The organism is Pseudoalteromonas sp. P1-13-1a, assembly GCF_001401875.1.
Lineage (GTDB): Bacteria > Pseudomonadota > Gammaproteobacteria > Enterobacterales > Alteromonadaceae > Pseudoalteromonas.
In genome coordinates this window covers 90366-116184 of sequence record NZ_LKDV01000010.1, presented here as the reverse complement: position 1 = coordinate 116184, position 25819 = coordinate 90366, and the positions used below count along the sequence as shown (strand labels likewise).

23 protein-coding genes are annotated in these 25819 nt (G+C 42.2%); 20 read left to right on the top strand and 3 right to left on the bottom strand.

The window, feature by feature from the left end; genetic code table 11:
- Nucleotides 1–2951, bottom strand: a 2951-nt coding sequence (gene rne / locus AN391_RS08810; RefSeq protein ID WP_055015068.1) for a ribonuclease E, incomplete at its 3' end; no start/stop codon positions are given.
- Nucleotides 2952–3708: 757 nt separating this feature from the next.
- Here rne and rluC point away from each other — a divergent pair.
- Nucleotides 3709–4668, top strand: a complete 960-nt coding sequence (rluC, locus tag AN391_RS08805) for a 23S rRNA pseudouridine(955/2504/2580) synthase RluC (protein ID WP_055015067.1) — start codon at nucleotides 3709–3711, stop codon at nucleotides 4666–4668.
- Nucleotides 4668–5327: an HAD-IA family hydrolase gene (locus AN391_RS08800; protein ID WP_055015066.1), complete on the top strand. Its 660-nt coding sequence runs from the start codon at nucleotides 4668–4670 to the stop codon at nucleotides 5325–5327. Before rluC ends, AN391_RS08800 begins: the two co-directional genes overlap by 1 nt.
- Here the strand turns inward: AN391_RS08800 and AN391_RS08795 are convergent.
- Nucleotides 5324–5923 carry a nucleoside triphosphate pyrophosphatase gene (locus AN391_RS08795; protein WP_055015065.1) on the bottom strand — a complete coding sequence of 200 codons (600 nt, stop codon included), beginning with the start codon at nucleotides 5921–5923 and terminating at the stop codon, nucleotides 5324–5326. The genes AN391_RS08800 and AN391_RS08795 overlap by 4 nt on opposite strands.
- A gap of 131 nt (nucleotides 5924–6054) precedes the next feature.
- Here AN391_RS08795 and yceD point away from each other — a divergent pair, with 131 nt between their 5' ends.
- The 14 genes from yceD to AN391_RS08725 all read left to right on the top strand — a co-directional run bounded on the left by yceD (nucleotide 6055) and on the right by AN391_RS08725 (nucleotide 18155).
- Nucleotides 6055–6579 (top strand): 23S rRNA accumulation protein YceD, encoded by a 525-nt coding sequence (gene yceD / locus AN391_RS08790; protein ID WP_055015064.1) that lies wholly within the window; start codon nucleotides 6055–6057, stop codon nucleotides 6577–6579.
- Between the two features lie 10 nt (nucleotides 6580–6589).
- Nucleotides 6590–6760: a 50S ribosomal protein L32 gene (rpmF, locus tag AN391_RS08785; protein WP_004587686.1), complete on the top strand. Its 171-nt coding sequence runs from the start codon at nucleotides 6590–6592 to the stop codon at nucleotides 6758–6760.
- An 11-nt stretch (nucleotides 6761–6771) separates the two neighbouring features.
- Nucleotides 6772–7809, top strand: a complete 1038-nt coding sequence (gene plsX / locus AN391_RS08780; RefSeq protein ID WP_055015063.1) for a phosphate acyltransferase PlsX — start codon at nucleotides 6772–6774, stop codon at nucleotides 7807–7809.
- 53 nt (nucleotides 7810–7862) lie between these two features.
- A complete protein-coding gene (gene fabD / locus AN391_RS08775; RefSeq protein ID WP_055015062.1) occupies nucleotides 7863–8789 on the top strand; it encodes an ACP S-malonyltransferase in 927 nt (308 codons plus the stop codon).
- Nucleotides 8790–8800: 11 nt separating this feature from the next.
- Nucleotides 8801–9547, top strand: coding sequence for a 3-oxoacyl-ACP reductase FabG (fabG, locus tag AN391_RS08770; RefSeq protein ID WP_055015061.1), 747 nt, complete (start codon nucleotides 8801–8803; stop codon nucleotides 9545–9547).
- A gap of 250 nt (nucleotides 9548–9797) precedes the next feature.
- On the top strand, nucleotides 9798–10034 hold the full coding sequence (acpP, locus tag AN391_RS08765; protein WP_004587690.1) for an acyl carrier protein: 237 nt from the start codon (nucleotides 9798–9800) through the stop codon (nucleotides 10032–10034).
- 271 nt (nucleotides 10035–10305) lie between these two features.
- Nucleotides 10306–11544 (top strand): beta-ketoacyl-ACP synthase II, encoded by a 1239-nt coding sequence (gene fabF, locus AN391_RS08760; RefSeq protein ID WP_055015060.1) that lies wholly within the window; start codon nucleotides 10306–10308, stop codon nucleotides 11542–11544.
- Between the two features lie 73 nt (nucleotides 11545–11617).
- On the top strand, nucleotides 11618–12421 hold the full coding sequence (gene pabC / locus AN391_RS08755) for an aminodeoxychorismate lyase (protein ID WP_055015059.1): 804 nt from the start codon (nucleotides 11618–11620) through the stop codon (nucleotides 12419–12421).
- Nucleotides 12415–13401 carry an endolytic transglycosylase MltG gene (gene mltG, locus AN391_RS08750; protein ID WP_055015058.1) on the top strand — a complete coding sequence of 329 codons (987 nt, stop codon included), beginning with the start codon at nucleotides 12415–12417 and terminating at the stop codon, nucleotides 13399–13401. Before pabC ends, mltG begins: the two co-directional genes overlap by 7 nt.
- 7 nt (nucleotides 13402–13408) lie before the next feature.
- On the top strand, nucleotides 13409–14035 hold the full coding sequence (gene tmk, locus AN391_RS08745) for a dTMP kinase (protein ID WP_055015057.1): 627 nt from the start codon (nucleotides 13409–13411) through the stop codon (nucleotides 14033–14035).
- A 2-nt stretch (nucleotides 14036–14037) separates the two neighbouring features.
- On the top strand, nucleotides 14038–14952 hold the full coding sequence (locus tag AN391_RS08740; RefSeq protein WP_055015056.1) for a DNA polymerase III subunit: 915 nt from the start codon (nucleotides 14038–14040) through the stop codon (nucleotides 14950–14952).
- Between the two features lie 11 nt (nucleotides 14953–14963).
- The gene (locus tag AN391_RS08735) at nucleotides 14964–15290 is read left to right on the top strand and encodes a PilZ domain-containing protein (RefSeq protein WP_055015055.1); all 327 of its coding nucleotides are present in this window, start codon (nucleotides 14964–14966) and stop codon (nucleotides 15288–15290) included.
- A gap of 222 nt (nucleotides 15291–15512) precedes the next feature.
- Nucleotides 15513–16292: a TatD family hydrolase gene (locus AN391_RS08730; protein ID WP_055015072.1), complete on the top strand. Its 780-nt coding sequence runs from the start codon at nucleotides 15513–15515 to the stop codon at nucleotides 16290–16292.
- Between the two features lie 3 nt (nucleotides 16293–16295).
- Nucleotides 16296–18155 (top strand): alkaline phosphatase D family protein, encoded by a 1860-nt coding sequence (locus tag AN391_RS08725; RefSeq protein WP_055015054.1) that lies wholly within the window; start codon nucleotides 16296–16298, stop codon nucleotides 18153–18155.
- Nucleotides 18156–18375: 220 nt separating this feature from the next.
- Here AN391_RS08725 and rsmF read toward each other — a convergent pair whose 3' ends face one another.
- Complete coding sequence (rsmF, locus tag AN391_RS08720) at nucleotides 18376–19827, bottom strand: 16S rRNA (cytosine(1407)-C(5))-methyltransferase RsmF (RefSeq protein WP_055015053.1); 1452 nt, start codon at nucleotides 19825–19827, stop codon at nucleotides 18376–18378.
- A gap of 265 nt (nucleotides 19828–20092) precedes the next feature.
- Between rsmF and AN391_RS08715 the strand changes: the two genes are divergently transcribed.
- From AN391_RS08715 to acnD, 4 genes are all read left to right on the top strand, one after another.
- Nucleotides 20093–20779 (top strand): GntR family transcriptional regulator, encoded by a 687-nt coding sequence (locus AN391_RS08715; protein ID WP_055015052.1) that lies wholly within the window; start codon nucleotides 20093–20095, stop codon nucleotides 20777–20779.
- A gap of 297 nt (nucleotides 20780–21076) precedes the next feature.
- Nucleotides 21077–21955 carry a methylisocitrate lyase gene (gene prpB / locus AN391_RS08710; RefSeq protein ID WP_055015051.1) on the top strand — a complete coding sequence of 293 codons (879 nt, stop codon included), beginning with the start codon at nucleotides 21077–21079 and terminating at the stop codon, nucleotides 21953–21955.
- A gap of 42 nt (nucleotides 21956–21997) precedes the next feature.
- Nucleotides 21998–23125, top strand: a complete 1128-nt coding sequence (gene prpC / locus AN391_RS08705; protein ID WP_055015050.1) for a 2-methylcitrate synthase — start codon at nucleotides 21998–22000, stop codon at nucleotides 23123–23125.
- Nucleotides 23126–23201: 76 nt separating this feature from the next.
- On the top strand, nucleotides 23202–25811 hold the full coding sequence (gene acnD / locus AN391_RS08700) for a Fe/S-dependent 2-methylisocitrate dehydratase AcnD (protein ID WP_055015049.1): 2610 nt from the start codon (nucleotides 23202–23204) through the stop codon (nucleotides 25809–25811).
- Nucleotides 25812–25819: the final 8 nt, after the last annotated feature.

Genomic DNA, 25819 nt, shown 5'->3' with positions numbered 1-25819 from the left:
GCTTTAACAGGCTCTGGCGTTTCTGGTTGCTCAGCTGCTACAGGCTCTGCTTTAACAGGCTCTGGCGTTTCTGGTTGCTCAGCTGCTACTGGCTCTGCTTTAACAGGCTCTGGTGTTGCTGGTTGTTCAGCTACTTCAGGCTCTGCTTTAACAGGCTCTGGGGTTGCTGGTTGCTCAGCTACTTCAGGCTCTGATTTCACAGGTTCAGGTGCTGAAATAGGTTGCTCAGTAACAACAATGGGCTCTTCAGCTGTTTCAGGGTCAACCGTTTTCACTGCATCGTCATTGGCTGTTGGTTGCTCTGCTTTAGGGGCAGCCTCAACTTTAGCTAGGTCTTCTACAGCTATCGCTTGCTCAACATTTTCTGACGCATCGTTTGAGCTTGGCTGTTCAGCTTTTGCTTTAAGCTCTGCCTCGTACTCTGCTGCTGCTTGATCAGCGACAGGAACAAATGCAGGCGCTTCAGTGGTTCTTTCTTCATTTGCTTCATTTTGCTCAGGGCGGCGGCGACGCTGACCCGAAGCACGAAGGTGACGAGGAGAACGGCGTGAGCGCGTACGTGTTTGCCCTTGCTCATCTTCAGAGTGTGCTTCCTCAGATGGCACTGCAGCTACTGGCTTTGCTTCTTGCTCAGGTTGTGTTTTAGCCGTTTGCTCTTTTACAGGTGCAGGCTTTGTTTGCTCTGATTTTTGCTCATTAGTAGCTTGCTTTTCTGCTGGTGCTTTCTCTTGCGCTTTAGGTTGCTCTACTTTTGGCGTTTCAGTGCTTTGCTGCGCTTGCTCAGGCGTATCAGATGCGTTTACTTGCTCAGTATTTTCATCTTGGATACGTACTTTTTTACGCACATTACGACGTTGACGACGAACTTTTGGCTTTTGCTCTTTAGGCTCAGCGTTTTGTTTAGTCTCAGCTTCATTCGCTTTAGCGTCTGTTTTAACTTGCTCTTTATCTGCATTACGATTGTCGTTATTACGGTTATCGTTACGCTTACGCGAGTTAGCGTTACGACGACGCTTGTTACGGTTCTCGTTTTTCTCTTGGCTTTCGTTCGCTGTAGAATCAGTTTTCACTTCTTCTTCACTAGGGCGTTCACCACGAGGTTTAGAGCGTGAGTTGTTACGACGACGCTGGTTGTTATTACGACGACGATTGTCACTGTTACCACGGCGATTGTTATTACGCGTTTGCTGTTGCTTTTCTTGCTCAGCTTTTTCTTTTGCTTGTTTTTCTTCTTCGCTTTCACTAGAGAATAACGACTTGAACCAATTACCAATAGCCGCGAGTAAACCACCTTCAACTTTAGGTACTGCAACAGGGGCTGCTGGCTTATCTACTTTAGCTTGTGGTGCAGGTGTTGAAGGCATAACAACACCTTTAAGCATAGGTTCTTCACGTACCGGCGCAGCTGCTGGTTTAGCCATTTCGAACGATTCAGGCTCTGGGGCAACAACTTGGTCGTAACTTACTGTTTCCAGTGTTTCGTCTTTACGTAAACGCATTACTTCGTAGTGTGGTGTTTCCATGTGTTGATTAGGAATAATCACCACATCACATTTGTGATGTTTTTCAATACGGTGAACGCTTCTGCGCTGCTCGTTTAATAAATAAGCGGCAACAGCTACAGGCACTTGGGCGTTTACTTGTGCAGTGTTGTCTTTAATTGCTTCTTCTTCAATTAAACGCAAAATAGAAAGGGCGATTGACTCATTAGAGCGAATCGTGCCTTGTCCGCTACAACGCGGGCACGGGCCTTGGCTTGCTTCACCAAGCGAAGGGCGTAAACGCTGGCGCGACATTTCTAGTAGACCAAAGCGCGAGATTTTGCCAATTTGTACACGCGCACGATCCGGGCGAGCCGCGTCTTTTAAACGGTTTTCTACTTCGCGTTGATGGCGTGGCGGTGTCATATCGATAAAGTCGATAACAATTAAACCACCTAAGTCGCGAAGACGTAATTGGCGGGCAATTTCATCAGCCGCTTCTAAATTAGTATTGAGTGCTGTTTCTTCAATATCACCGCCTTTAGTTGCCTTAGACGAGTTAATATCAATAGAGGTAAGCGCTTCTGTTGGGTCAATTACTATAGAACCACCTGAAGGCAAACGTACTTCACGTTGGAACGCAGATTCGATTTGGCTTTCAATTTGGTAATGTGTGAATAATGGCGTGTCGCCTTGATATAGCTTTACACGGCTCATAAAATCAGGGCGAAAACGCTCAATGTGCGCTTTAGCTTCTTCAAATACACGTGGTTTATCAATTAAGATTTCGCCAATATCGCGGCGTAAATAATCGCGAATAGCGCGAAAAATTACATTGCTTTCTTGGTGTATCAAAAACGGAGCTTTAGCACTATCGGCTGCTTGTTGAATAGCATCCCAATGGACTAAAAGCGCTTTTAAATCATAGTTTAATTCTTCAAACGATTTGCCAACACCTGCGGTACGTACAATTAAGCCCATGCCTTTTGGTAGTTCTAAACGGCTAAGTGCTTCTTTAAGGTCTGTACGCTCATCACCTTCGATACGACGAGAAATACCGCCTGCACGAGGATTATTAGGCATAAGCACTAAGTAACTACCCGCTACGCTGATAAAAGTAGTAAGGGCTGCGCCTTTTTGGCCGCGCTCTTCTTTATCTACTTGTACTATTACCTCTTGGCCTTCTTTAATCACGTCGCGAATATTAGGACGACCATGAAAAGTGTAACCTTGCGGGAAGTATGTGCGGGCAATTTCTTTTAAAGGAAGGAAACCATGACGATCGGCGCCGTAATCTACAAAAGCCGCTTCTAAAGAAGGTTCAATGCGTGTAATTTTGCCTTTATAAATATTGGCTTTTTTCTGTTCGTGACCTGGGCTTTCTATATCTAAATCATATAGGCGCTGGCCATCAACCAGTGCTACGCGCATTTCTTCTTGCTGCGTTGCATTGATTAGCATACGTTTCATATTGTTACTCTACTTATTTTGTGTCGCTGACATGACGAAACGTGTTCGCCTGTTCAGTTGTTCCCTTTTTTAGAATGTGCAGCCTCACGACTGGGTCTGTTACGGAACGCTCTGTAATGTGTATGCAGTATTTTTTAAATGCTGGCTAACAATAACGTACGCTTACGTTATTAAATTCTTTATGGTGCTAAAACTGTTGGCTCTTACGCTCTTTACAAGTTTTACCCAGAAGTTGGCCTGTCATATCAATCTTTTTAGTACGTTTATGTTAGGCGCGTAGGGCTCGTTAAGTTGCGTAAATACGATGAGTATTTTCTAAGTACTTACGAGCAAAGTTCGCTGCCGAATGTTAATAAACGCTTATTTGCTAGATTTTTAGTTCTAAATAAGCTGCTATACGGTACTACATGTGAGCAAATGCTGAACAACGTATTTACGTCGTCACTATCAAACAAATTATTTGTTCATTGCTTTTATTTTTACATTAAATGTCAATTCATGTTCAAACTTAATCAGTAATATATTACGCGCATTACTGTTAGTTGAGCGCACGTGTTAACTGAGTAGGCATAAAAGCTTTGGAAAACTTAACTCGGATCTGTATGATCGGCTACCCAGAATGTGCATCACGAAAGTTTTAATGTGTTAAAAAGCACCGTTGTTATTTTGCAAATACTAAATATTTGCGCTGCTGATTATCCCACTATTATAACCGTGTTAGCAACTAAATTATTTTACTTAAATCAGTGATTAGGCAATGTCAGAAAAAACCGGCTTACAAGTAACTTTTGTCACAATCAACGAAGACCATTTAGGTCAGCGTATTGATAACTTTCTTATTACCCATTTAAAAGGGGTGCCTAAAAGCGCTGTTTATAAAATTTTACGCAAAGGCGAGGTACGCGTTAATAAAAAACGCATTAAGCCTGTTTATAAATTACAACTTAATGATGTCGTGCGTATTCCGCCAATTAAAGTAGCAGAACGCGAAGAGTTTGTGCCTAAAAAGCTAGATAAAGTAAAACAATTAGAAAGCGCCATTTTATTTGAAGACAAGTACCTTATTGTTATTAATAAACCTTCTGGCATGGCTGTACATGGTGGTAGTGGCTTAAGCTACGGTTTAATAGAAGCGCTGCGCGTATTACGCCCAGATGAGCGTAATTTAGAGCTCGTGCACAGACTTGATAGAGACACATCGGGCTGTTTATTAATTTCGAAGCGTCGCTCAGTGCTCACTGCGCTGCATGAGCAGCTGCGTGAAAAAACCATGGAAAAAAACTACTGGGCATTGGTAACAGGGCAGTGGGACTCATCGGTTAAAAATGTGACCGAAGGCCTGCGTAAAAACACGCTCAAGTCGGGCGAGCGCGTGGTGCGCGTAGATAATGTTGAGGGGAAACCTTCACATACTCGCTTTAGAGTAATTGAGCGTTTTAACGAGTGCTCACTAGTACAAGCTTCTCCTGTAACAGGGCGTACTCACCAAATACGTGTTCATACCCAGTGTAAAGGCCATCCTATTGCGTGCGATGATAAATACGGCGACCAAGGTTTTGATGAATCAATGCGTAAAATTGGTTTAAACCGCTTATTTTTACACGCTCACGATTTAAGCTTTTATCACCCTAAAAACGAAACCACTCTGCGTGTAGAAGCACCGCTTGATAACGCACTTAAAAATTGTATTTTAAAATTAAGAGATGCTAAAGCGTAATGACTGCCGCTGTTTTTAAAAAGTATAAACTGGTTATTTTTGATTGGGATGGCACTGTCATGGACTCAATTAGCAAAATTGTTAATTGTATTCGTCACAGTGCACTTGCGCTTAATATTGAACCGCCAAGCGACACTGCAATTAAAAATATAATTGGTATGTCGCTTGAACTTGCCATTGAGGTACTTTTTCCTGATGACGTAGCGCAGCATCCTGCATTAATTAACGGCTATAAACAACAATACCGTGTTGATACTACCCCAACACCTGTATTTGATAATGTGGAAAATGTACTAAGTACATTAAAAGCGCAAGGTGTTATTTTAGCGATTGCCACCGGTAAAGGGCGCGCGGGGCTTGAGCGCTTGCTTGATGAAAGCCAGCTGCGCGTATTTTTTAGTGCAAGCCGTACCAGCTGCGAAGCGCAGTCTAAGCCATCTCCCGACATGCTTTACCAACTTTTAGATGAGTTGGAGGTTAATGTAGATGATGCCCTTATGATTGGCGATACAAAAATAGACATGGCAATGGCAAAAGCAGCGGGCATGGATAGGATAGGTGTGACCATGGGGGTCCATAACGCAGAGCAATTAAACGAATTTACCCCTGTTGCAACCGTTGATAGTTACCAACAGTTGCAACGTATTTTAGTTGGTTAATTTTTTGTCTGCTCGGCAAGTATATCAAGATTAAACTCAGCTAATAGCTGGCTGAGTTTAATTAGTGGCAAGCCTATTAAACTATTTGGATCGTCCCCGTTTAACTTTTCAAATAAACAAATGCCTAATCCTTCACTTTTAAAGCTCCCAGCGCAGTTATAAGGTTGCTCTGCATCGCAGTAGGCGTCTATTTGCGCTTTGGTGAGTGTTCTAAATACCACTTCAAAAGGCTCTATTAACGTTTTTGCTTTATCGCTCGCAATATCGTAAACACACAGGCCGGTTAAAAACGTAACGGTTTGACCGCTAAATAGCTCAAGCTGTTTTAAGGCGTTTTCTTTATTATGAGGTTTACCAAGAATTTGCCCGTTAAACACAGCTACTTGGTCAGAGCCGATAGCTAAACCTTGGTCAAAGTGATTGCAGGCTGCTCGTGCTTTGCCTTCGCTTAAGCGCATTACGAGTTGCTCAGGGGTTTCGTTTGGTAAGGCGGTTTCGTCAATATTTGGCGAAAAAGTACTAAAGGGCAGATTAAATTTTTGCAATAAAGACTGCCTAAATGGCGAGCTTGAGGCTAATATAAGCGGGTGCTTCATAAATTATTATCCTAATTAAAATTAGTTTGAGTTAGGATAAATCAGATCCGTAATGAAAACACGTGAAAAACCATGTAAAAATGCTTTTTTGCTTTGACTAACCTATTAACTATCTATATGATGCAGCCCCTATGCAAAAGGTAAAAATTCCCATCACTCTTCATCCTGGGAAAGCAGCGCAACACCGTTTATCTTACGATGGTATTGTACCGCTTGAAAAACTTGCTCGTTTACGAGGTGTTGTACAGGAAGAAGTAGGTGAAATAGCGGTAAAAATTCAGTGCAAAACTGATGAGCAAGGTTTAGTTGTGATTAGCGGCAATTTGTCCACGCACGTAACTGTAACTTGTCAACGTTGTAATGATGATTTAGGGTTGGATTTGGATCAAGACTTTATGTATTCGCCAGTTGGTTTGGATGCTGAGTCAGATGATCTTCCTGAAGTCTACGATGAAGTAGAGCTTGATGAAAACGGCGAAATTAACGTATTTGAGTTAATCGAAGACGAACTAATTTTAGCAGTGCCATTAGTGCCTACACACAACGAAGCTTCGTGCAATTACTCGTCAAAGCCTGCTAGCTTTGGTGTGTTAAAAGCGGAAGATGATAAACCAAATCCATTTGATATTTTGAAACAACTTAAGAAAGATTCTTAGGAGAAGACTAATGGCTGTACAAAAAAGCAAAAAGTCTCGTGCAAGACGCGGCATGCGCCGTTCACACGATGCGATCAACGGTCCAACTTTAACAGTTGACCAAACTTCAGGTGAGACTCATCGTCGTCACCACGTAACTGCTGACGGTTACTACAAAGGCGTTCAAGTAATTTCTAACTAAGAGATTGCTTTATGCTGACTAATCTAACCATAGCGTTAGATATGATGGGGGGCGATTATGGCCCCCGTTCATCTATCCCCGCTGCCGTTTGCGCAGTAAATGCTCATGCCAATTTAACGCTTATTTTGTGCGGCAACGAGCAAGTTATTACAAATCAATTAGAATCCCTCGATTCGCTTTCACACCCACGTTTAATTATTCGCCATTGCAGTGAAGTTGTTACTAATGCTTGCGAACCCGCTTTAGCTGTACGTTCTAAAAAAGATTCTTCAATGCGTGTTGCCCTTGATTTAGTTAAATCGGGTGAGGCGCAAGCTTGTGTAAGCTCAGGTAACACAGGTGCTTTATTTTTTATGGCTCACTATGTATTAAAAATGTTACCAGGCGTTAAACGCCCCGCATTAATATCTGCTGTGCCTACAGAGCGAAAAACCCCAGTGTATTTGCTCGATTTAGGCGCAAATGTGCATTGTGATGCAGAAATACTTTATCAATTTGGCATTATGGGGTCGGTGGTCGCTGGTCAAGCACTTGGCTGTGATAGCCCAAAAGTGAGTTTGCTTAATATTGGCTCAGAAGACATAAAAGGCCACGAAGACATAAAACAAGCCGCACAGCTTATGCAACAAAGCCCTTATATTAATTACACCGGTTACAGCGAGGGCAGTGATATATTTTCGGGGAAGGCCGATGTTATTGTGTGTGAGGGGTTTGTAGGTAACGTTGCGTTAAAAACCTGCGAAGGCATTGCTAAGCTAATTATGAAAAAGTTTACAAGCGCCCTCGAAAAGCACTTAATTTACAAATGCATGGCGTTTATTTTAAGTCCTATCATAAAAAAACTCTATAATCGGGTGAACCCCGACCAGTATAACGGTGCTTCTCTGGTAGGATTGCGCGGTATTGTCGTTAAAAGCCATGGAAATGCATCAGCAAAAGCATTTCAAGCAGCAATCGATGAAGCGGTAAAAGAAGTTGAACGCCAACTTCCAGATAAAATAGCCGCTATTTTCGAAAAAACACATTCTAAAAACTCGGCGGCCGAATAAACGTTAGGTGCCGTAGTTACATTAAATTTTTGTTTAATTAAAAAGAGCAAAGTATGGCACAAAAAATTGCACTTCTATTTCCAGGTCAGGGCTCACAAAGCGTTGGCATGTTAAGCGAGCTACTAGAGAGCTCTGACATTGTAAAATCAACCTTTAGTGAAGCGTCAAGCGCACTTGGCTACGATTTAGCAGCGCTGGTACTAAATGGCCCAGAAGAAGAACTCAATCAAACTCATCGCACTCAACCTGCATTATTAACAGCCAGTGTGGCAATTTACCGCCATTGGTTAGCTCAAAACCCTGATGCCGAAGTTGTTATGGCTGGTCACAGTTTAGGTGAATACTCTGCACTTGTGTGTAGTGATGTTATTAGCTTAAGTGAAGCGGTAAAACTGGTTGAAAACCGTGGCTTATACATGCAAGAAGCTGTGCCAGCAGGCGTAGGGTCTATGGCCGCTATTATTGGTTTAGGTGATGACGAAATAAAAGCTGCGTGTGAAGAGTCTGCACAAGGTGAGGTCGTTTCACCTGTAAACTATAACTCACCAGGCCAAGTGGTTATTGCAGGGCACAAAGCTGCGGTAGATAGAGCTTCGCAAGCGTGTAAAGACGCAGGCGCAAAACGTGCCTTACCACTGAGTGTAAGCGTGCCTTCACATTGTGAATTAATGAAGCCAGCGGCTGAAAAACTAGCTAACGATTTAGCGGCTTTAACATTTAATACACCTAAGTGTGATGTAATTAATAATGTTGATGTAAAAGCTGAAAATTCAGCCGATGCCATTAAAGATGCATTGGTGCGCCAACTATACAGCCCAGTACGTTGGACAGAAACAGTGCAAGCTTTAGTTGCCCAAGGCATAACACAAAGCTACGAATTTGGCCCAGGTAAAGTTTTAACTGGCCTTGCAAAACGAATTGATAAAGCAATGGTATGTGGTGCAGTAAACGATGCTGCCTCTATCGACGCTGCAAAATAAGAGTATATAAAATGACTAATTTATTTTCATTAGAGGGCAAAGTTGTCCTAATTACTGGCGCAAGCCGTGGCATTGGTAAAGCAATTGCAAACACCTTAGTAGCACAAGGCGCAAAAGTAGCAGGTACTGCAACAAGTGACTCAGGCGCAGCTAAAATTAGCGAATATTTAGGTGATAATGGTAAGGGTTATGCTTTAAACGTAACCGATCCTGCATCGATTGAGGCAACTTTGGCTGCAATAAAAGCGGATTTGGGTGATGTTGATGTGCTTGTAAATAACGCGGGTATCACCCGTGATAATTTATTAATGCGTATGAAAGACGGCGAGTGGGACGATATTATCGACACTAACCTAAGCTCTATTTTCCGTTTATCTAAAGCGGTATTACGCCCAATGATGAAGAAAAAGAACGGTCGTATTATTAATATTGGCTCAGTTGTGGGCACTATGGGTAATGCAGGTCAAGCTAACTATGCGGCGGCAAAAGCAGGTGTGATTGGTTTTTCTAAATCGCTTGCTCGTGAAGTTGCATCACGCGGTATTACTGTAAATGTAGTAGCCCCTGGTTTTATTCAAACCGATATGACCGATGAGCTAACAGAAGATCAAAAAGCGGCCACCCTTGCAAATGTACCAGCAGGTCGATTAGGCCAGCCTGATGAAATAGCAGCGGCAGTGTGTTATTTAGCATCTGACGCGGCTGCGTATGTATCGGGCGAAACTTTGCATGTAAATGGTGCGATGTACATGGTTTAAAAACCATTGCCTGTACTTTGAAAGCAAAATAACTTAAGTAAGTGGCCTCAAAAACATTGAATTTTTTGTGATCTTGCTTTAAACATACTTGAAATCGCTGTGAAAATAAGCGATAAAAGACCTAACAAACACTCAGAGGTTTGACCAGACAATTATTTATGGTCAAATCATTGAATCAGAGAATTATGCGGCGTAAACTACGCCGCAATCTGAAAATAACGCATTGGCGTTTTTAATAAAGGAAAGAAGAATGAGCGATATCCAAGAACGCGTAAAAAAAATTATCATTGAACAACTAGGTGTTAAAGAAGAAGAAGTTAAAAACGAAGCTTCTTTCGTAGATGACCTAGGTGCAGATTCTCTTGATACTGTTGAACTAGTTATGGCTCTAGAAGAAGAGTTTGATACTGAGATCCCAGATGAAGAAGCTGAAAAGATCACTACAGTACAATCTGCAATCGATTACGTATCAGCTCACGCTGAGTAATTAATCGCATATTAAAGGCAGCATTCGCTGCCTTTAATCTATATATCCAAACCACCTCAAAGTTCATGATTCAAATTCACCCGCTTTTACTCTCTACTACATTTATGTGTAATAGCATATCCTTACTTGAATTTGAGACTCGCACTTTGAGGTCGCTTGGGTATGAATTCCCTTTGTAATGCCAATAGATTTAAACTTAGTAAGACAAACTGCTTACTAAATAACAATACATTAATCGATTGGTTTAAATATCCCTTATTGGAGGCAAACCGTGGCTAAACGTCGAGTCGTCGTAACTGGCTTAGGAATGTTGACGCCGCTAGGTAATGATGTGCAATCAACCTGGCAAGGCTTATTAGATGGTAAAAGTGGTATACAAAACATAACCCACTTTGACACATCAAAATTTGGTACTAAATTCGCTGGACTCATCAATGACTTTGATGCAACTGCATACATGTCGGCGAAAGATACTAAAAAAATGGACTTATTTATTCAGTATGGCATTGCAGCGGGTGTTCAAGCCTTACAAGATTCAGGTCTTGAAGTAACTGAGCAAAACGCAACACGTATTGGTGTAGCAGTAGGTTCGGGTATTGGTGGACTCACCCTCATTGAAGAAAACCACATAAAACTGCTTAACAGTGGCCCACGTAAGCTTTCGCCATTTTATGTGCCATCAACCATTATTAATATGATCTCAGGCCATTTATCAATGATGCATGGTTTACGCGGTCCTAATATTTCTATTGTAACGGCATGTACTACAGGCTTGCATAATATTGGCCATGCAGCGCGTATGATTGCCTACGGCGATGCAGATGCCATGGTTGCCGGCGGTGCAGAAAAAGCCTGTACGCCAATTGGTATGGGTGGCTTTAATGCTGCACGCGCGCTTTCTACACGCAATGATGACCCACAAGCGGCATCTCGCCCGTGGGATAAAGACCGCGATGGTTTTGTATTATCTGATGGTGCAGGCGTGGTAGTAGTTGAAGAATACGAACACGCTAAAGCCCGTGGCGCTAAAATATACGCTGAACTTGTTGGTTTTGGTATGAGTGGTGATGCATACCACATGACCTCGCCACCGGAAGACGGTGCAGGCGCTGCACTTGCAATGCAAAATGCACTAAACGATGCACAAGTAAATGCAGAGCAAGTAGGCTACATTAACGCACACGGTACATCGACTAACGCAGGCGACAAAGCCGAAACGCAAGCTGTTAAAACTATTTTTGGCAGTGCAGCTAAAGATGTAATGGTTGGCTCGTCTAAGTCGATGATGGGTCACCTATTAGGTGCAGCGGGTTCAGTAGAGTCTATTATTTCTATTTTATCGCTGGCCGATCAAAAAGTATCGCCAACCATTAACCTTGATAACCCAGATGAAGGCTGTGACCTAGATTACATAGCCCACACTGCACGTGATGCAAAACTCGACTTTGCATTGTGTAACTCATTTGGTTTTGGTGGGACTAATGGCTCGTTGCTATTTAAAAAGGTATAATCTTTTTTAACAACGAACCACATTATAAGAGCTCAGTTGTTTAACTGGGCTTTTTTTATGCAAGCCATTTAATATGCAAACAATAATAACAACCGATGATACAAGTGCGATAAATACGCGCGATAGAGGCCTTAACTACGGGGATGGCTTTTTTACCACTGCCAAAGTAAGTGCAGGGCAAGTAGAGCATTGGCAATACCATAAAGCACGTTTGATAGAATGCGCCGAGCGTTTAGCGTTTCCTGCCATTAATTTTATTGAGCTTGAGCAGCATATTAAAACAGCCATTACTGGCTGCAAATTAAATGTCCTTAAAGTAGTTGTTACCCGCGGAGAAGGTGGGCGAGGTTATGGATTACCACAACACACCCATTTAACCATTTTAATTACAGTATCAGCGTTTCCACAAAACTACTCAGCATTAGTTAAAAGCGGGGTAAATTTAGCTTTAAGCCCAATTAAATTAGCATCTCAGCCATTACTTGCAGGCTTAAAAACGCTTAACCGTTTAGAGCAAGTGCTTATTAAAAATGCCATGGCATCTCAACAGTGCGACGATGTTTTAGTGCTCGATCATCAAAACAATGTCATTGAAGCGTCAGCCGCTAATGTGTTTGCAATTGGCAATAATACACTCTACACACCTAGCCTTGAGCAATGCGGTATAAAGGGGGTTTATCTGCAATCGTTATGTGATAAATTAGCGGTTGAATTTAAGCACGTTAGCCTAAATGAGCTAACCCAAGCACGCGCTGTATTTATATGTAATAGTTTAATGGGTGCAGTGCCCGTTAACCGTATTGAGCAACACCCCTTTAATGTTGAGCAAAGCATGCGTTTATTAAATGAATTACTAGCCAAGGAGGCTAAGTGTTAAAAGTTATTTTATCGGTATTATTGTTAGCTTTAGTGACAACGCTAGTAGGGTATCAACAATTACAAGCAACAATAACAAGCCCGCTAAATATAGCTACCCCTGTGCAATTTGAAGTAAAAAAAGGTATGGGCTTTAACCAACTTTGTAAGCAATGGGAGGCTAATAATTGGTTAAAAAGTTGCTGGCGTTACCAAGTGATTGCAAAGCTTGACCCAACGCTAACTGATTTAAAAGCGGGTTTATACCAACTAACCAATACAAGTGTTATAAATAACATAAAAAAAATAAACAACGGTGAACAAATTAGCTTTAGCTTTACCATTATTGAAGGGCAAAACTTACGGGAAGTATTAGCTGCCATTAATAGCGCGCCGCATTTAACTAATAACTTAAATACAAAGCAACTTTCGCAGCAAATAGTAGGCGAAAAAGGCCATTTAGAAGGGTGGTTATTTCCAGATACGTACCATTACCACAGCGGTGATACGGCCAGTAGTTTACTAAAGCGCGCAGCCGTTAAAATGCAGCAAACACTTGAGCAAGCATGGCCAAAGCGCGCCAAAAATCTACCCTATAAAAACGCATATGATGCGCTAATTATGGCCTCTATTATTGAAAAAGAAACCGGCCTAGCCAGTGAGCGCCCGCTAATAGCCGCTGTATTTATAAATAGATTAAACGCCAATATGCGCCTTCAAACAGACCCAACCGTAATATACGGCCTAGGAGCGGATTTTGACGGCGACATTAAGCGAAAAGATTTACGCGATTACACACCCTATAACACATATCGCATTAACGGGCTGCCGCCTACACCCATTGCCATGCCCTCAAAAGCCGCTATTTTAGCAGCGCTTAACCCACCGCAATCAGAGTATGTTTACTTTGTGGCTAAGGGCGATGGCAGTCATCAATTTTCAACCACGTTAAAGCAACACAACGCGGCAGTTAAAACGTATATATTAAATAAAACGAATTAAACCTTATATGAAACCAAAATTTATTGTTATTGAAGGCCTTGAAGGTGCGGGCAAATCAACGGCTATTTCGTTATGCCAAGACTTTTTAAACAAAAAACAAATAGACTTTATTAACGTGCGCGAGCCTGGGGGCACGCCGCTTGCGGAGTCTTTACGAACGCTTGTAAAAGCAGAGCACAAAGAAGACATAGCCTTTGAAACCGAGTTACTTATTATGTACGCAGCGCGCTCGCAACTTATGCATAATGTAATTAACCCAGCACTTAATAACGGGCAGTGGGTATTAGCCGATCGCCACGATTTGTCATCTCAGGCCTACCAAGGAGGCGGGCGCGGCATTAGTGCTAATACCTTATCGTCTTTGTCGTCTATGGTGTTAAAAGGATTAAAACCTGATTTAACCATTTACCTAGATATAGACCCAGTAATCGGTCTTGAGCGTGCTAAAGGCCGTGGTGAGCTTGATAGGATAGAGCAAGAAGCCATAGAGTTTTTTCAGCGTACCCGTATGCGTTATGTTGAGCTGGCAAATGACGATAGCTCAATAAAAACGGTTGATGCCAATCAAAGTATTGATAAAGTACATCGCGATATAACCAATGTACTACGCACCTTTTTTGAAGGGTTAAAATAGTAATGGCATTGCCGTGGCTTAATAGCGTAGAGCAACAGCTCGCGCAAAGTTACAAAGCACAGCGTTTTCACCATGCGCAGCTATTATGCGGGCCTATTGGTGTGGGAAAGTTTGAGCTAAGCGAACAATTAGCAAATAGTTTATTATGCCAAAATATTAATACCCACATGCAGCGCGAAAACAGCACGCTTAGCCCTTGCGGCCAATGTAAAAGTTGCGCATTAACGCATGCGGGTAACCACCCCGACAAACGTGTAACGCAAGTTGAGGGGCAAAGCATTGGTGTAGACGATATTCGCGCGATAAGCGATTTTATGAACCACTCTGCTGCACAAAATGGCAATAAAGTAGCCATTATAGAAAACTGCGAAAAAATGACCACGGCTGCGGCAAACGCATTACTAAAAACGCTAGAAGAGCCCAGCAATAGTCGCTTTTTAATTTTAACAACAAGCAATACCGCGCAGTTACCCGCCACTATTTTAAGCCGCTGTGCCAAAACAGACATTAAAGTAACTAACCCCAATGAAGCTAAAAGCTGGTTAGCCAACTTAAATATAAATGATCATGTGTGGTTACCTTTATTTTATACGCAACCACTATTAATTAAACAGTGGCAAGCGCAAGAACAACTGCAACACATTGATACTTTATATAAATTTGCAACTGAGTTTAAACAAAGCCATAATTTTAGTCCGCTTGTTAATATAATTAATAAACAACCTGAGCTAATACGCATTTTTACATTATTTTTAAGCGAGCAATTAAAACAGCAGCTTATAAAAGGTTTAAGTTTTGACGCGTACCAAAGCGCGCAGCAAGCGGTGAATGAATTTTTACAAAATAGCACAGAGGTACTCGGGCTTAATTTACCTCTAGCAGTGTCGCGTTTAGCGCATGCCCTGCGTCACATTTAATAGGAATACTTATGCAAGAGCTTTTAGTTGATGTAGACAACCTTGACGAACTTTACCGCTGCTACATGCCATATTTAAAACAAGGGGGCCTTTTTGTGCGTACCAACATGCGCTACGAAATTGGCTACTCGTTAGCACTAAGAGTGACATTACCAGATGCGCTAGAAGATGACGTTGTAACGGGTAAAGTTGCATGGGTAACGCCTCAAGGCGCACAAAGCTCTAACCCACCTGGTATAGGGATTAGTTTTTTAGATGACAAAACAAATCTAAACGCTAAAATCGAAAAGCTATTAGGCACTATGTTAAACTCTGGTAACCCAACATATACCATGTAGCTTAATGGGCTATTTTGCCCGTTAAATCGTAATACCAATGTGCTTAATTAAGTAATTTTTTTTGGTAATAAAATCGGTGCAATAACAAACTAAACATTTCGGTATTTAGTCGTTCTAAATCAGAAATTTTTAATCTATTAGCGCCAGTTTTAGCCTCTAAAATTGATTAACTCTTATTGTGGATTGGTAAAACTTAACATTCAAAACAATACAGGCCGTATAGTGATTGTAGATTCTCATTGCCATTTAGATCGTCTTGATTTTGACAAACTAGATTTAAACTTAGATCAAGTACTCGACAACGCCCGCGCAAAGCAAGTAGAGCATTTTTTATGTGTAAGTGTAACGCTTGATCAATTCCCAAGCATGCTCGACAAAATTAAACACTACGATGATGTATCGGCCTCGTGTGGCGTGCATCCGCTTGATCAAAAAGATGCCCTAAATAAACAGCAGCTTATTGATTTAGCATCGCATGAAAAAGTGGTCGCAATAGGCGAAACAGGCCTAGATTACTATTATTCGAAAGACACGCACGCAGTGCAACAGGCAAGCTTTGTTGGCCATATTGAAGTAGCAAACGAGTTACAAAAGCCGCTTATTATTCATACCCGCGACGCCCGAGCCGATACGATTAACTTAATGCGTGAGCACAAAGCAGAAAATTGCGGTGGTGTACTGCATTGTTTTACCGAAGATTGGGATATGGCTAAAAAAGCCATCGACATGGGCTTTTATATTTCTATTTCGGGCATAGTTACTTTTAAAAATGCCGTAGAGCTTAAAGAAGTAGTAAAGCAAATCCCACTCGATCGATTACTTATTGAAACTGATTCGCCGTATTTAGCACCTGTACCGTACCGTGGTAAAACAAACCAGCCAGCGTATGTAGAAGATGTTGCCTACTACATTAGCGAGCTAAAAGGCATAAGCTTTAACGAGCTTGCAAAAGCCACCACAGATAACTTTTATTCACTTTTTAAATTAGCAGCAAAAGGCTAACACATGACTACTCAATCGGCGCAACTCCCGCTTTTATTAATGGGGCCCATGGTGCGCCGAGCTGAGCAACGTAGTATATGTATTCAATTTGCGACGTCACGCCCTGGCAATTGCCAAATTACACTCGTACACCATCAAAGCTACAGCGAGCAGCAAAGCATTGCACTAGGTAAACACCTTTACCTGCATTTTATTATTATAAAACCCGTTGATAACCCGTTTCCGCTCGATACTTTATTAGCCTATACATTGCATATTAACGAGCAGCAAATTGATTTAGCACCGTGGTGTTTTAAAGGGCAAGCAGCGCCTTCGTTTGTTATTGCTAATAAGCTAACCCATATTTTACATGGCTCGTGCCGTAACGCGCATCATCCTGCAAAAGACAGTTTAGTATCTGCAAGCGAGTGGCAAAATACACAACGTAGTAATAATCAGCAGGGCGCACAGCTTTTATTACTTAGTGGCGATCAAGTGTACGCCGATGATGTAGCCGGCCCTATGCTATTGGCAATTCATCAGCTAATAGATGTATTAGGACTTTATAAAGAGCAGCCGCTTGCGCTTAACTTACCAGCAGATATAAACGATCAGCTTTTTAACCGACACCATTACTTACCCAAAACGCCATGGCAAAAACGTTCAAAATTGGGTGTAGGGTATTGGCTAAAAAAAGACGAGCCTCATTTTTCTAGCGTAAAAGCGCATAATCACTTAATTCACTTTGAAGAATTTGTTGCGCTGTACTTGCTTAACTTTAGCGCTGCTGCATGGCAATGCGTTAATATTAATAATATGCATTACACGCAAGGTAATGAAAAAAACACCGCCATTTTTAACGCAGAAAAAAAGGCCTTAATAGACTACGCAAAAGGCTTAAATAGCGTAGAGCGATTATTTGCTAATGTATCTACCTTAATGATGTTTGACGATCACGATGTAACCGATGATTGGAACCTAACGGCAGGGTGGGAGCAAGCAATAAATCAAAACCCAAATAGTAAACGCATCATTAATAACGGGCTGATAAGTTATTGGTTATTCCAAGGGCTCGGTAACGACGCGCTACATAAAACCGGAGCATTAATAAACGATTTTAAACAAAGTCGTAGCGCCAACAATATTTGGCAGTTTAAAGCCTTTGATAAACCGCTAAATGAGTTTAATTATTGGCATTATGAGCTTAACACTACACCAAAAGTGGTTGTGCTCGATACCCGCACACACCGCTGGCGTAACGAAAGTAACTTTAACGAACCCTCAGGATTACTTGATTGGGAGCGCTTAACAGAGCTTGAAGAAAGCCTACTGAGCCACAGCAAAGTAATTATTGTATCACCAGCACCGGTATTTGGTGTTAAATCAATAGAGGCAATTCAAGCGGCATTTAATATGTGCGGCCAGCCGCTTATGGTAGACGTAGAAAACTGGATGGCACACGAAGGCTCCGCCAAAAAACTGCTTGATACATTTAGACGCACAGACACACCCAACGAAACGCTTATTTTATCGGGCGATGTGCATTATTCTTTTTGTTTTTCGGTGCAAAAGCGTTTTGGCGATCACCCCAATAGAATATGGCAACTCACCGCCAGCGGTATCAAAAACGAATTTCCGCGTAAGCTCATTAATGTACTCGATAAGCTCGACTCAATATTATACGGCCCCAAAAGCCCACTTAACTTTTTTACCAAACGCTGGCACATGGAAGTAGATAAACACCAAACCGTAGGCGAAGGCCAAAAGTATTTAGTAAGCGACTCAGCCATTAGTTTAATAACATTAGAGCAGGGCGACTTAGCCCGCTATCAACTAATCCACGGCGACGGCCATTTAACTGAGTTTGATTTAGAGCATAAATAAAACGCCCAGAGCCATTGTAAATAGCTCTGGGCTATAAATGGCTCTTAGTTGAGCCTTGCGCTAACTAAATACACTTTCGAAATTCTTAGGGAGAAGAAGAAAGTACCTTCTAGTGTAGTTAACTAACCCGTAAAACTCTAAATTTTGTTTGTTTATTAACCTAAAATAATAACAAAGGCTTAATGGAGTTGTGCACAGGTTAACTAATGTATTGCTTGTTTTATACCCAGCTTATTAACTGCGTATTTTGCACAAGATCGCGTGGCAAAGAGTTTTTGATCTTATTTTTTTGCCATTTACCCAGCCCAATAGGGCAGCCACACAAAGTTAATATTACTTCGCCGGTGGCTTTTGTAACGTCTTCTAGGCGCACATCTTTACCATTAAAGTAGTCGTTTGCTTGCTCGTTTGTTAAAGCATAGGTATTGCTTTTGCATTCATTACCAAACACGGTTGCAAATTCGTGAGTAAGCCTTACACCATTTTTATGAATAATCCCCAGCTGAATACCTAAACGTGCGTATTTAATTTTATTTTGCACGGCTTCAAACCCATCAGGAAACAACCACAGCTCTTTATCGCGTTGCATTAATTTACCTGGCAGCGCTTTTAAACCAAACTGCTTTTTAAGCTGGCTCATAAATAACGTGGTTTGCTTTTTATCAAACTCGTTAAACGGAAACGCACCTTTTTTAACTGTTTGGGCTGGGTTATTACAGCTTGCTCGTTTTTTAAATTTAGCAATAAAAAAGCCTTCACTGTCGTACGTTTGTGGCCACACATGTAAGTAGCCCTCGGCGGTGGTGGCTTTTTCTGCGCCTTCAAATAAATCATTAAGCGACTGCGGCTCAATGTAGTCGCCAAATTCACTGAGTAAATAATCACATACTTGGTGGTTTTCGAGCGGGGTGAGCGTACAGGTTGAATACACCAGCGTACCGCCTGGTTTTAATGCGTAAAAGGCGCTTTTAATTAAGTCTTTTTGTACTTGAGCAATCTCAATATTTGATTCTATTGACCAATTTTTAAGTGCGTCGGCGTCTTTTCGTACTGTTCCTTCGCCTGAGCAAGGCGCGTCGAGCAAAATGCTATCAAAGCATTCAAACATGTAGTTACCAAATATAACACCATCAAAATGCGAAAGCGCACAGTTACCTACACCCATACGTTTAAGCGTTGCGCTCAGTACTTTTAAGCGAGACGACGAAAGCTCGTTGGCAACCAGTACGCCTTGGTTATTCATTAGTGCGGCAAGTTGTGAGGTTTTAGAGCCTGGGGCTGATGCCATATCTAGCACATAGTTATTATTTTCGTCTGCGTTTTCAATACTTTTCTTAAGTGCCATAGGCGGTAGCATTGAGCTTGCCTCTTGCACGTACATGGCACCGCTTAGGTGTAGGTCGGTATTGCCCAGTGCTAAATTTTGCTCTTCATCGCTTGGGCGCTCTAGCCAAAAACCCTCGCTACACCAAGGTATAGGGGTAACTTGCCAGTTTTTTTGTTCTGCGCGCTTTAAAAATTCTTCAATCGAAATTTTTAATGTATTTACACGAATAGACTTTCTGAGCGGGCGACGACACGCGTTTATAAAGTCGTCTAAATTGAGGTGAGCAGGTAAATAGGTTTTTACGTCGTCAATAAAGTGCTCAGGAATATAAGTGTTGGCGTTCACGCAGTGGCTCGTACATTAAAAAATAAAGCGTGATATTAGCACTTTTAAAGTGTTTTTTCAGCGCTAAATAGCGGTTTTATAATTTGCTAGCATGTCGACATATTGTGTTTTTAGTTTAATTTTAAAGCAGTTTTATACGACTTTAGATTAACTGTGTCGACAATAGATGTGTTTTTTACTCATTTTCAACTTGTTTGGGGTTGACATGTTTTTTTATTAAGCACATAGTTAGCTCATTAATTGTCGACAATTTATTTATAAAGCCATGACGCAACCTTTTTTAATCGATACACCAATTACTACAGCTTCTGATCAAGTGTTTGTAGATATGCGCCGTGAAATAGTAGAGGGCAGCATAGAGCAAGGTAGCAAAATTTCAGAGCCAGAACTTGCTAAGCGTTACGGTGTAAGCCGCGCCACGCTTAGAGAAGCGCTTAATCGCTTAGAAAGCTGTTACTTAGTAGAGCGTAAAGCAAACGTGGGCTGCCGTGTAGTGGCACTCACTGCAGAGCGTTTAATTGAGGTTTATCAAGTACGCAGTTCTCTTGAAGGTTTAGCATGTAGGCTTGCTGCCGACAATATGGAACCCGATGAGGTTAAAGGTTTAAAGCAATTACTTAATCAACATTTGCAAACTCAACGCGTTAAAGAGGGCGAGTCGTACTATCAAGAAGCGGGCGATTTAGACTTTCATTATCGCATTATTAAAGGCAGTAAAAACGCGCACCTTATCCATTTGTTGTGTAATGGGCTTTACCAGTTAATACGTATGTACCGTGTGCAAATGGGTATGGTGGGGCCGCGTGTATCTAAAGCGTTTGACGAGCATTTAGCCATTATAAACGCAATAGAAAACCACGATGGTGAACTTGCTGAAATGCTGATGAAGCGACACATAAGTGCATCGCAAGCTAATATTCAAACCAAATTTGATGTATACCAATCAATATGAGTATTCGAACAATTTAACTGATTAAATCGCTCTATAACGTCGTTAAGAATTTTTTATTTAGAACCACTAAACATAAAAATTATTGCCTAGTTACAGAACGATTTTCTTAGCGTTAAATAGACCTCATACACATACAGATTGGTATTTGTCATAAACAAAAACTTTATAAAAGCTAAAGGTTAAAGGTTAAAGGTTAAAGGTTAAAAGCTAACAGCTAAAAACTAAAAAACAGTCACAATTTAAAATTAAAACACTAAGTTACTCCATGTAGCAACCGTTCAAAGTCAGGAGAAAGTAATGTCAGCAGGATTAAAATTTAAACAGGCTATTGCTAATAATCGCCCATTACAAGTTGTAGGTACTATTAATGCTTACACAGCCATGATGGCTGAAAAAATGGGTCACCAAGCTATTTACCTCTCAGGTGCCGGTGTGGCAAATGCCTCTTACGGTATGCCAGATTTAGGCATGACCAGCCTTGATAACGTACTTGAAGATATTCGCCGTATAACCGGTGCCAGCGATTTACCACTACTTGTTGATGCCGATACCGGTTGGGGCGGCGCGTTTAATATTGCGCGTACCGTTAAAGAAATGACTAAAGCCGGTGCGGCGGGTTTTCATATTGAAGACCAAGTAGCGCAAAAGCGTTGTGGACACCGCCCTAATAAAGAAATTGTAAGCCAAGGTGAAATGGTCGACCGTATTAAAGCGGCCGTTGATGCTAAAACCGATAGCGATTTTTACATTATGGCTCGCACCGATGCATTTCAAAAAGAAGGCTTAAATGCCGCAATTGACCGTGCCGCTGCCTGTGTAGAAGCGGGCGCAGACGCTATTTTTGCTGAAGCCGTGCATGACCTTGCCGATTACCAAGCGTTTTCGGATGCGTTAAACGTGCCTATTTTGGCTAACATTACAGAGTTTGGCCAAACGCCTATTTACACCAAAGAGCAGTTAAGTGAGGTAGGTGTTGAAATGGTGCTTTACCCACTTAGTGCGTTTAGAGCCATGAACAAAGCCGCGCTTAATGTGTACTCTGCCATTTTAAATGAAGGTTCGCAGCAAAGCCAAATTGAAAACATGCAAACACGCGCAGAGCTTTACGAATTTTTAGATTACCACACATACGAAAACACACTTGATAACCTTTTTTCATCAAAATCTGACAAATAATAATTATTAAAATCACACACAAATTTAAGATAGGAGAAGATCATGGTAGATAAAGCATTAGGCGGTGCAGGCTTACGCGGCCAAGTAGCAGGGCAAACAGCATTATGTACAGTAGGGCAATCAGGCTCGGGTTTAACGTATTGTGGTTACGATATTAGTGAACTTGCCGAAAAAGCGCAGTTTGAAGAGGTGTCTTTTTTACTTTCGCGCGGCGAGCTACCTACAGCCAATGAACTAGCTGACTATAAAGCTAAATTAAAAAGCCTACGTGGCCTGCCAGATGCACTAAAAACCGTGCTTGAAAATATTCCTAAAGACGCGCACCCAATGGATGTTATGCGTACCGGTTGCTCTATGCTCGGTAACCTAGAAATGGAACTTGATTTTAGCCAAGCAAACGATGCGATTGACCGTATGGTTGCAGTATTCCCAAGTATTATTTGTTATTGGTACCGCTTTACTCACGATGGTGTACGCATTGATACACAAACCGATGACGACTCAGTCGGTGCGCACTTTTTAACTTTATTGCACGACAAAGCACCGAGTGAGTTGTTTGCACAAGTAATGAATGTGTCGCTAATTTTATACGCAGAGCATGAGTTTAACGCCTCTACGTTTACGGGGCGCGTATGTGCATCTACTTTGTCTGATATTCATTCTTGTGTAACCGGTGCAATAGGCACACTGCGCGGGCCACTGCATGGTGGTGCAAACGAAGCGGCTATGGATATGATTCAAGGTTTTACAAGTGCTGATCATGCCGAGCAAGAAATTATGGGTATGCTAGAGCGTAAAGACAAAATTATGGGCTTTGGCCACGCTATTTACCGCGAGTCTGACCCACGTAACGTTATTATTAAAAAGTTCTCTGAAAAGCTGGCTAAAGAGGTGGGCGATGATGTGCTTTACCCTGTGTCGGTTAGGTGTGAAGAGGTTATGTGGCGCGAGAAAAAACTGTTTTGTAATGCTGATTTTTTCCATGCATCGGCGTATCACTTTATGGGTATTCCCACTAAGTTATTTACGCCAATATTTGTGATGAGCCGTGTTACAGGCTGGACGGCACATGTTAAAGAGCAGCGCGCTAATAACCGTATTATTCGCCCAAGTGCAGATTACACAGGGCCAGAGGCACGCAGTTACACGCCAATTGAATCAAGAGGCTGATTAGTCAGTATGTAAGGTGAGCAATACGCTCACCTTTTGCCTTTTATTTCCCGTCACTTATTAGCGAACCTGTATTATGACCATAATTAATAACACCCAATACCGAAAACCCTTACCCGGCTCAAATGTAGATTACTACGATACGCAAGAAGCCGTTGATGCAATAAAGCCTGGTGCGTATGCCACTTTGCCTTACACCTCACGCGTACTGGCCGAAAACCTAGTGCGCCGCTGTGAGCCAGATATGCTAACCGATGCGCTTAATCAGCTTATTGAGCGTAAACAAGATTTAGACTTTCCGTGGTATCCGGCGCGTGTAGTATGCCACGATATTTTAGGCCAAACCGCCTTGGTTGATTTAGCTGGCCTGCGCGACGCCATTGCTGCAAAAGGTGGGGATCCGGCAAAAGTGAATCCGGTGGTACCTACACAGCTTATTGTTGACCACTCTTTAGCGGTAGAGCACGCAGGTTTTGACCCAGACGCATTTGAAAAAAACCGTGCCATAGAAGATCGCCGTAACGATGACCGTTTTCATTTTATAAACTGGACTAAAACCGCCTTTAAAAATATTGATGTTATTCCGCCTGGTAACGGCATTATGCATCAAATTAACCTTGAAAAAATGTCGCCGGTTATTCAAAACCGCGATGGCATTGCATTTCCTGATACCTTAGTGGGTACCGACAGCCACACCCCTCATGTTGATGCACTTGGCGTAATTGCTGTAGGTGTAGGCGGGCTTGAAGCCGAAAGCGTTATGCTTGGCCGCGCCTCTTACATGCGCTTGCCTGACATTATTGGTGTTGAGCTAACAGGCACTCGCCAACCTGGTATTACTGCTACAGATATAGTATTGGCTATTACCGAGTTTTTACGCGAGCAGCGCGTGGTATCGACCTATTTAGAGTTTTACGGCGAAGGTGCAGATGCACTAAGCTTAGGCGACAGAGCAACTATTTCAAACATGACGCCAGAATTTGGCGCCACTGCGGCCATGTTTTACATAGACGATAAAACAATAGACTATTTACGTTTAACAGGGCGAGATGAAGAGCAAATAGCGCTGGTAGAAAACTACGCTAAAACAGCTGGTCTTTGGAGCGAGAGCTTAAAAACAGCTAAATATGAGCGCGTGCTTAAATTTGATTTATCAAGTGTAGGGCGCAACATTGCTGGGCCTTCAAACCCACACCGCCGAGTATCTACTAGCGATTTAGCCAAAGAAGGTATATCTGGCACGGTTGAAAACGAGGAAGGCTTCATGCCTGATGGCGCATGTATTATCGCGGCTATTACAAGTTGTACTAACACCAGTAACCCGCGCAATGTAATTGCTGCCGGCTTACTTGCGCGTAACGCAAATGCTAAAGGGTTAATGCGCAAACCCTGGGTTAAAACGTCATTAGCGCCAGGTTCTAAAGCGGTACAATCATACCTTGAAGAGGCAAATTTACTCCCTGAACTTGAAAAGCTCGGCTTTGGTATTGTGGGCTTTGCTTGTACTACCTGTAACGGTATGAGCGGCGCACTTGACCCTGTAATTCAACAAGAAGTAATTGATCGCGATTTATATGCAACAGCGGTACTTTCGGGCAATCGTAACTTTGACGGGCGTATACATCCGTATGCTAAGCAAGCGTTTTTAGCCTCACCGCCATTAGTGGTGGCTTACGCTATTGCCGGTACTATTCGTTTTGATATTGAAAAAGATAGTTTAGGGCAAGATCAAAACGGCAACGAAATAACCCTTAAAGATTTATGGCCAAGCGATGAAGAAATAGACGAGGTAATAAAGCAAAGCGTTAAGCCAGAGCAATTTAAAAAAGTGTACGAACCTATGTTTGATTTAACCGTAGATTACGGTGAAGAGAACGATCCCCTTTATAACTGGCGCGAGCAAAGTACGTATATTCGCCGCCCGCCATATTGGGAAGGTGCCCTTGCTGGTGAGCGCACTATGACGGGCATGCGCGCCCTTGCTGTACTTGGCGATAACATTACAACGGATCATTTATCGCCTTCAAACGCCATAATGGCAAGCAGTGCGGCGGGTGAATACTTAGCTAAAATGAACGTCCCTGAAGAGGATTTTAACTCGTACGCAACGCACCGAGGCGATCATTTAACAGCACAGCGTGCCACGTTTGCTAACCCTAAATTACTTAACGAAATGGTACGTGATGAAAACGGCGAGGTTAAACAAGGTTCATACGCACGTATAGAGCCTCAAGGTACTCATACCCGTATGTGGGAAGCAATCGAAACTTACATGCAACGTAAGCAGCCGCTTATAATTGTAGCGGGCGCAGATTACGGCCAAGGCTCGTCTCGCGACTGGGCTGCAAAGGGGGTAAGGCTTGCAGGCGTTGAAGTGATAGCCGCAGAGGGCTTTGAGCGTATTCACCGCACAAACTTAATAGGTATGGGTGTATTGCCGCTTGAATTTAAACCCGGCACTACCCGCAAAACGCTTAACATTGATGGCAGCGAAAGCTTTGATGTAAAAGGCGAACCTACACCTGGCGCTACCATTGATTTGGTGATTACGCGTAAAAATGGTGAGGTACTAACGGTACCTATGAAATGTAGATTGGATACCCAAGAAGAGCTTTCTATTTATGCTGCTGGTGGTGTATTACAGCGTTTTGCACAAGACTTTTTAGAAGCAACCCAATCAGCATAAGGAGTGTG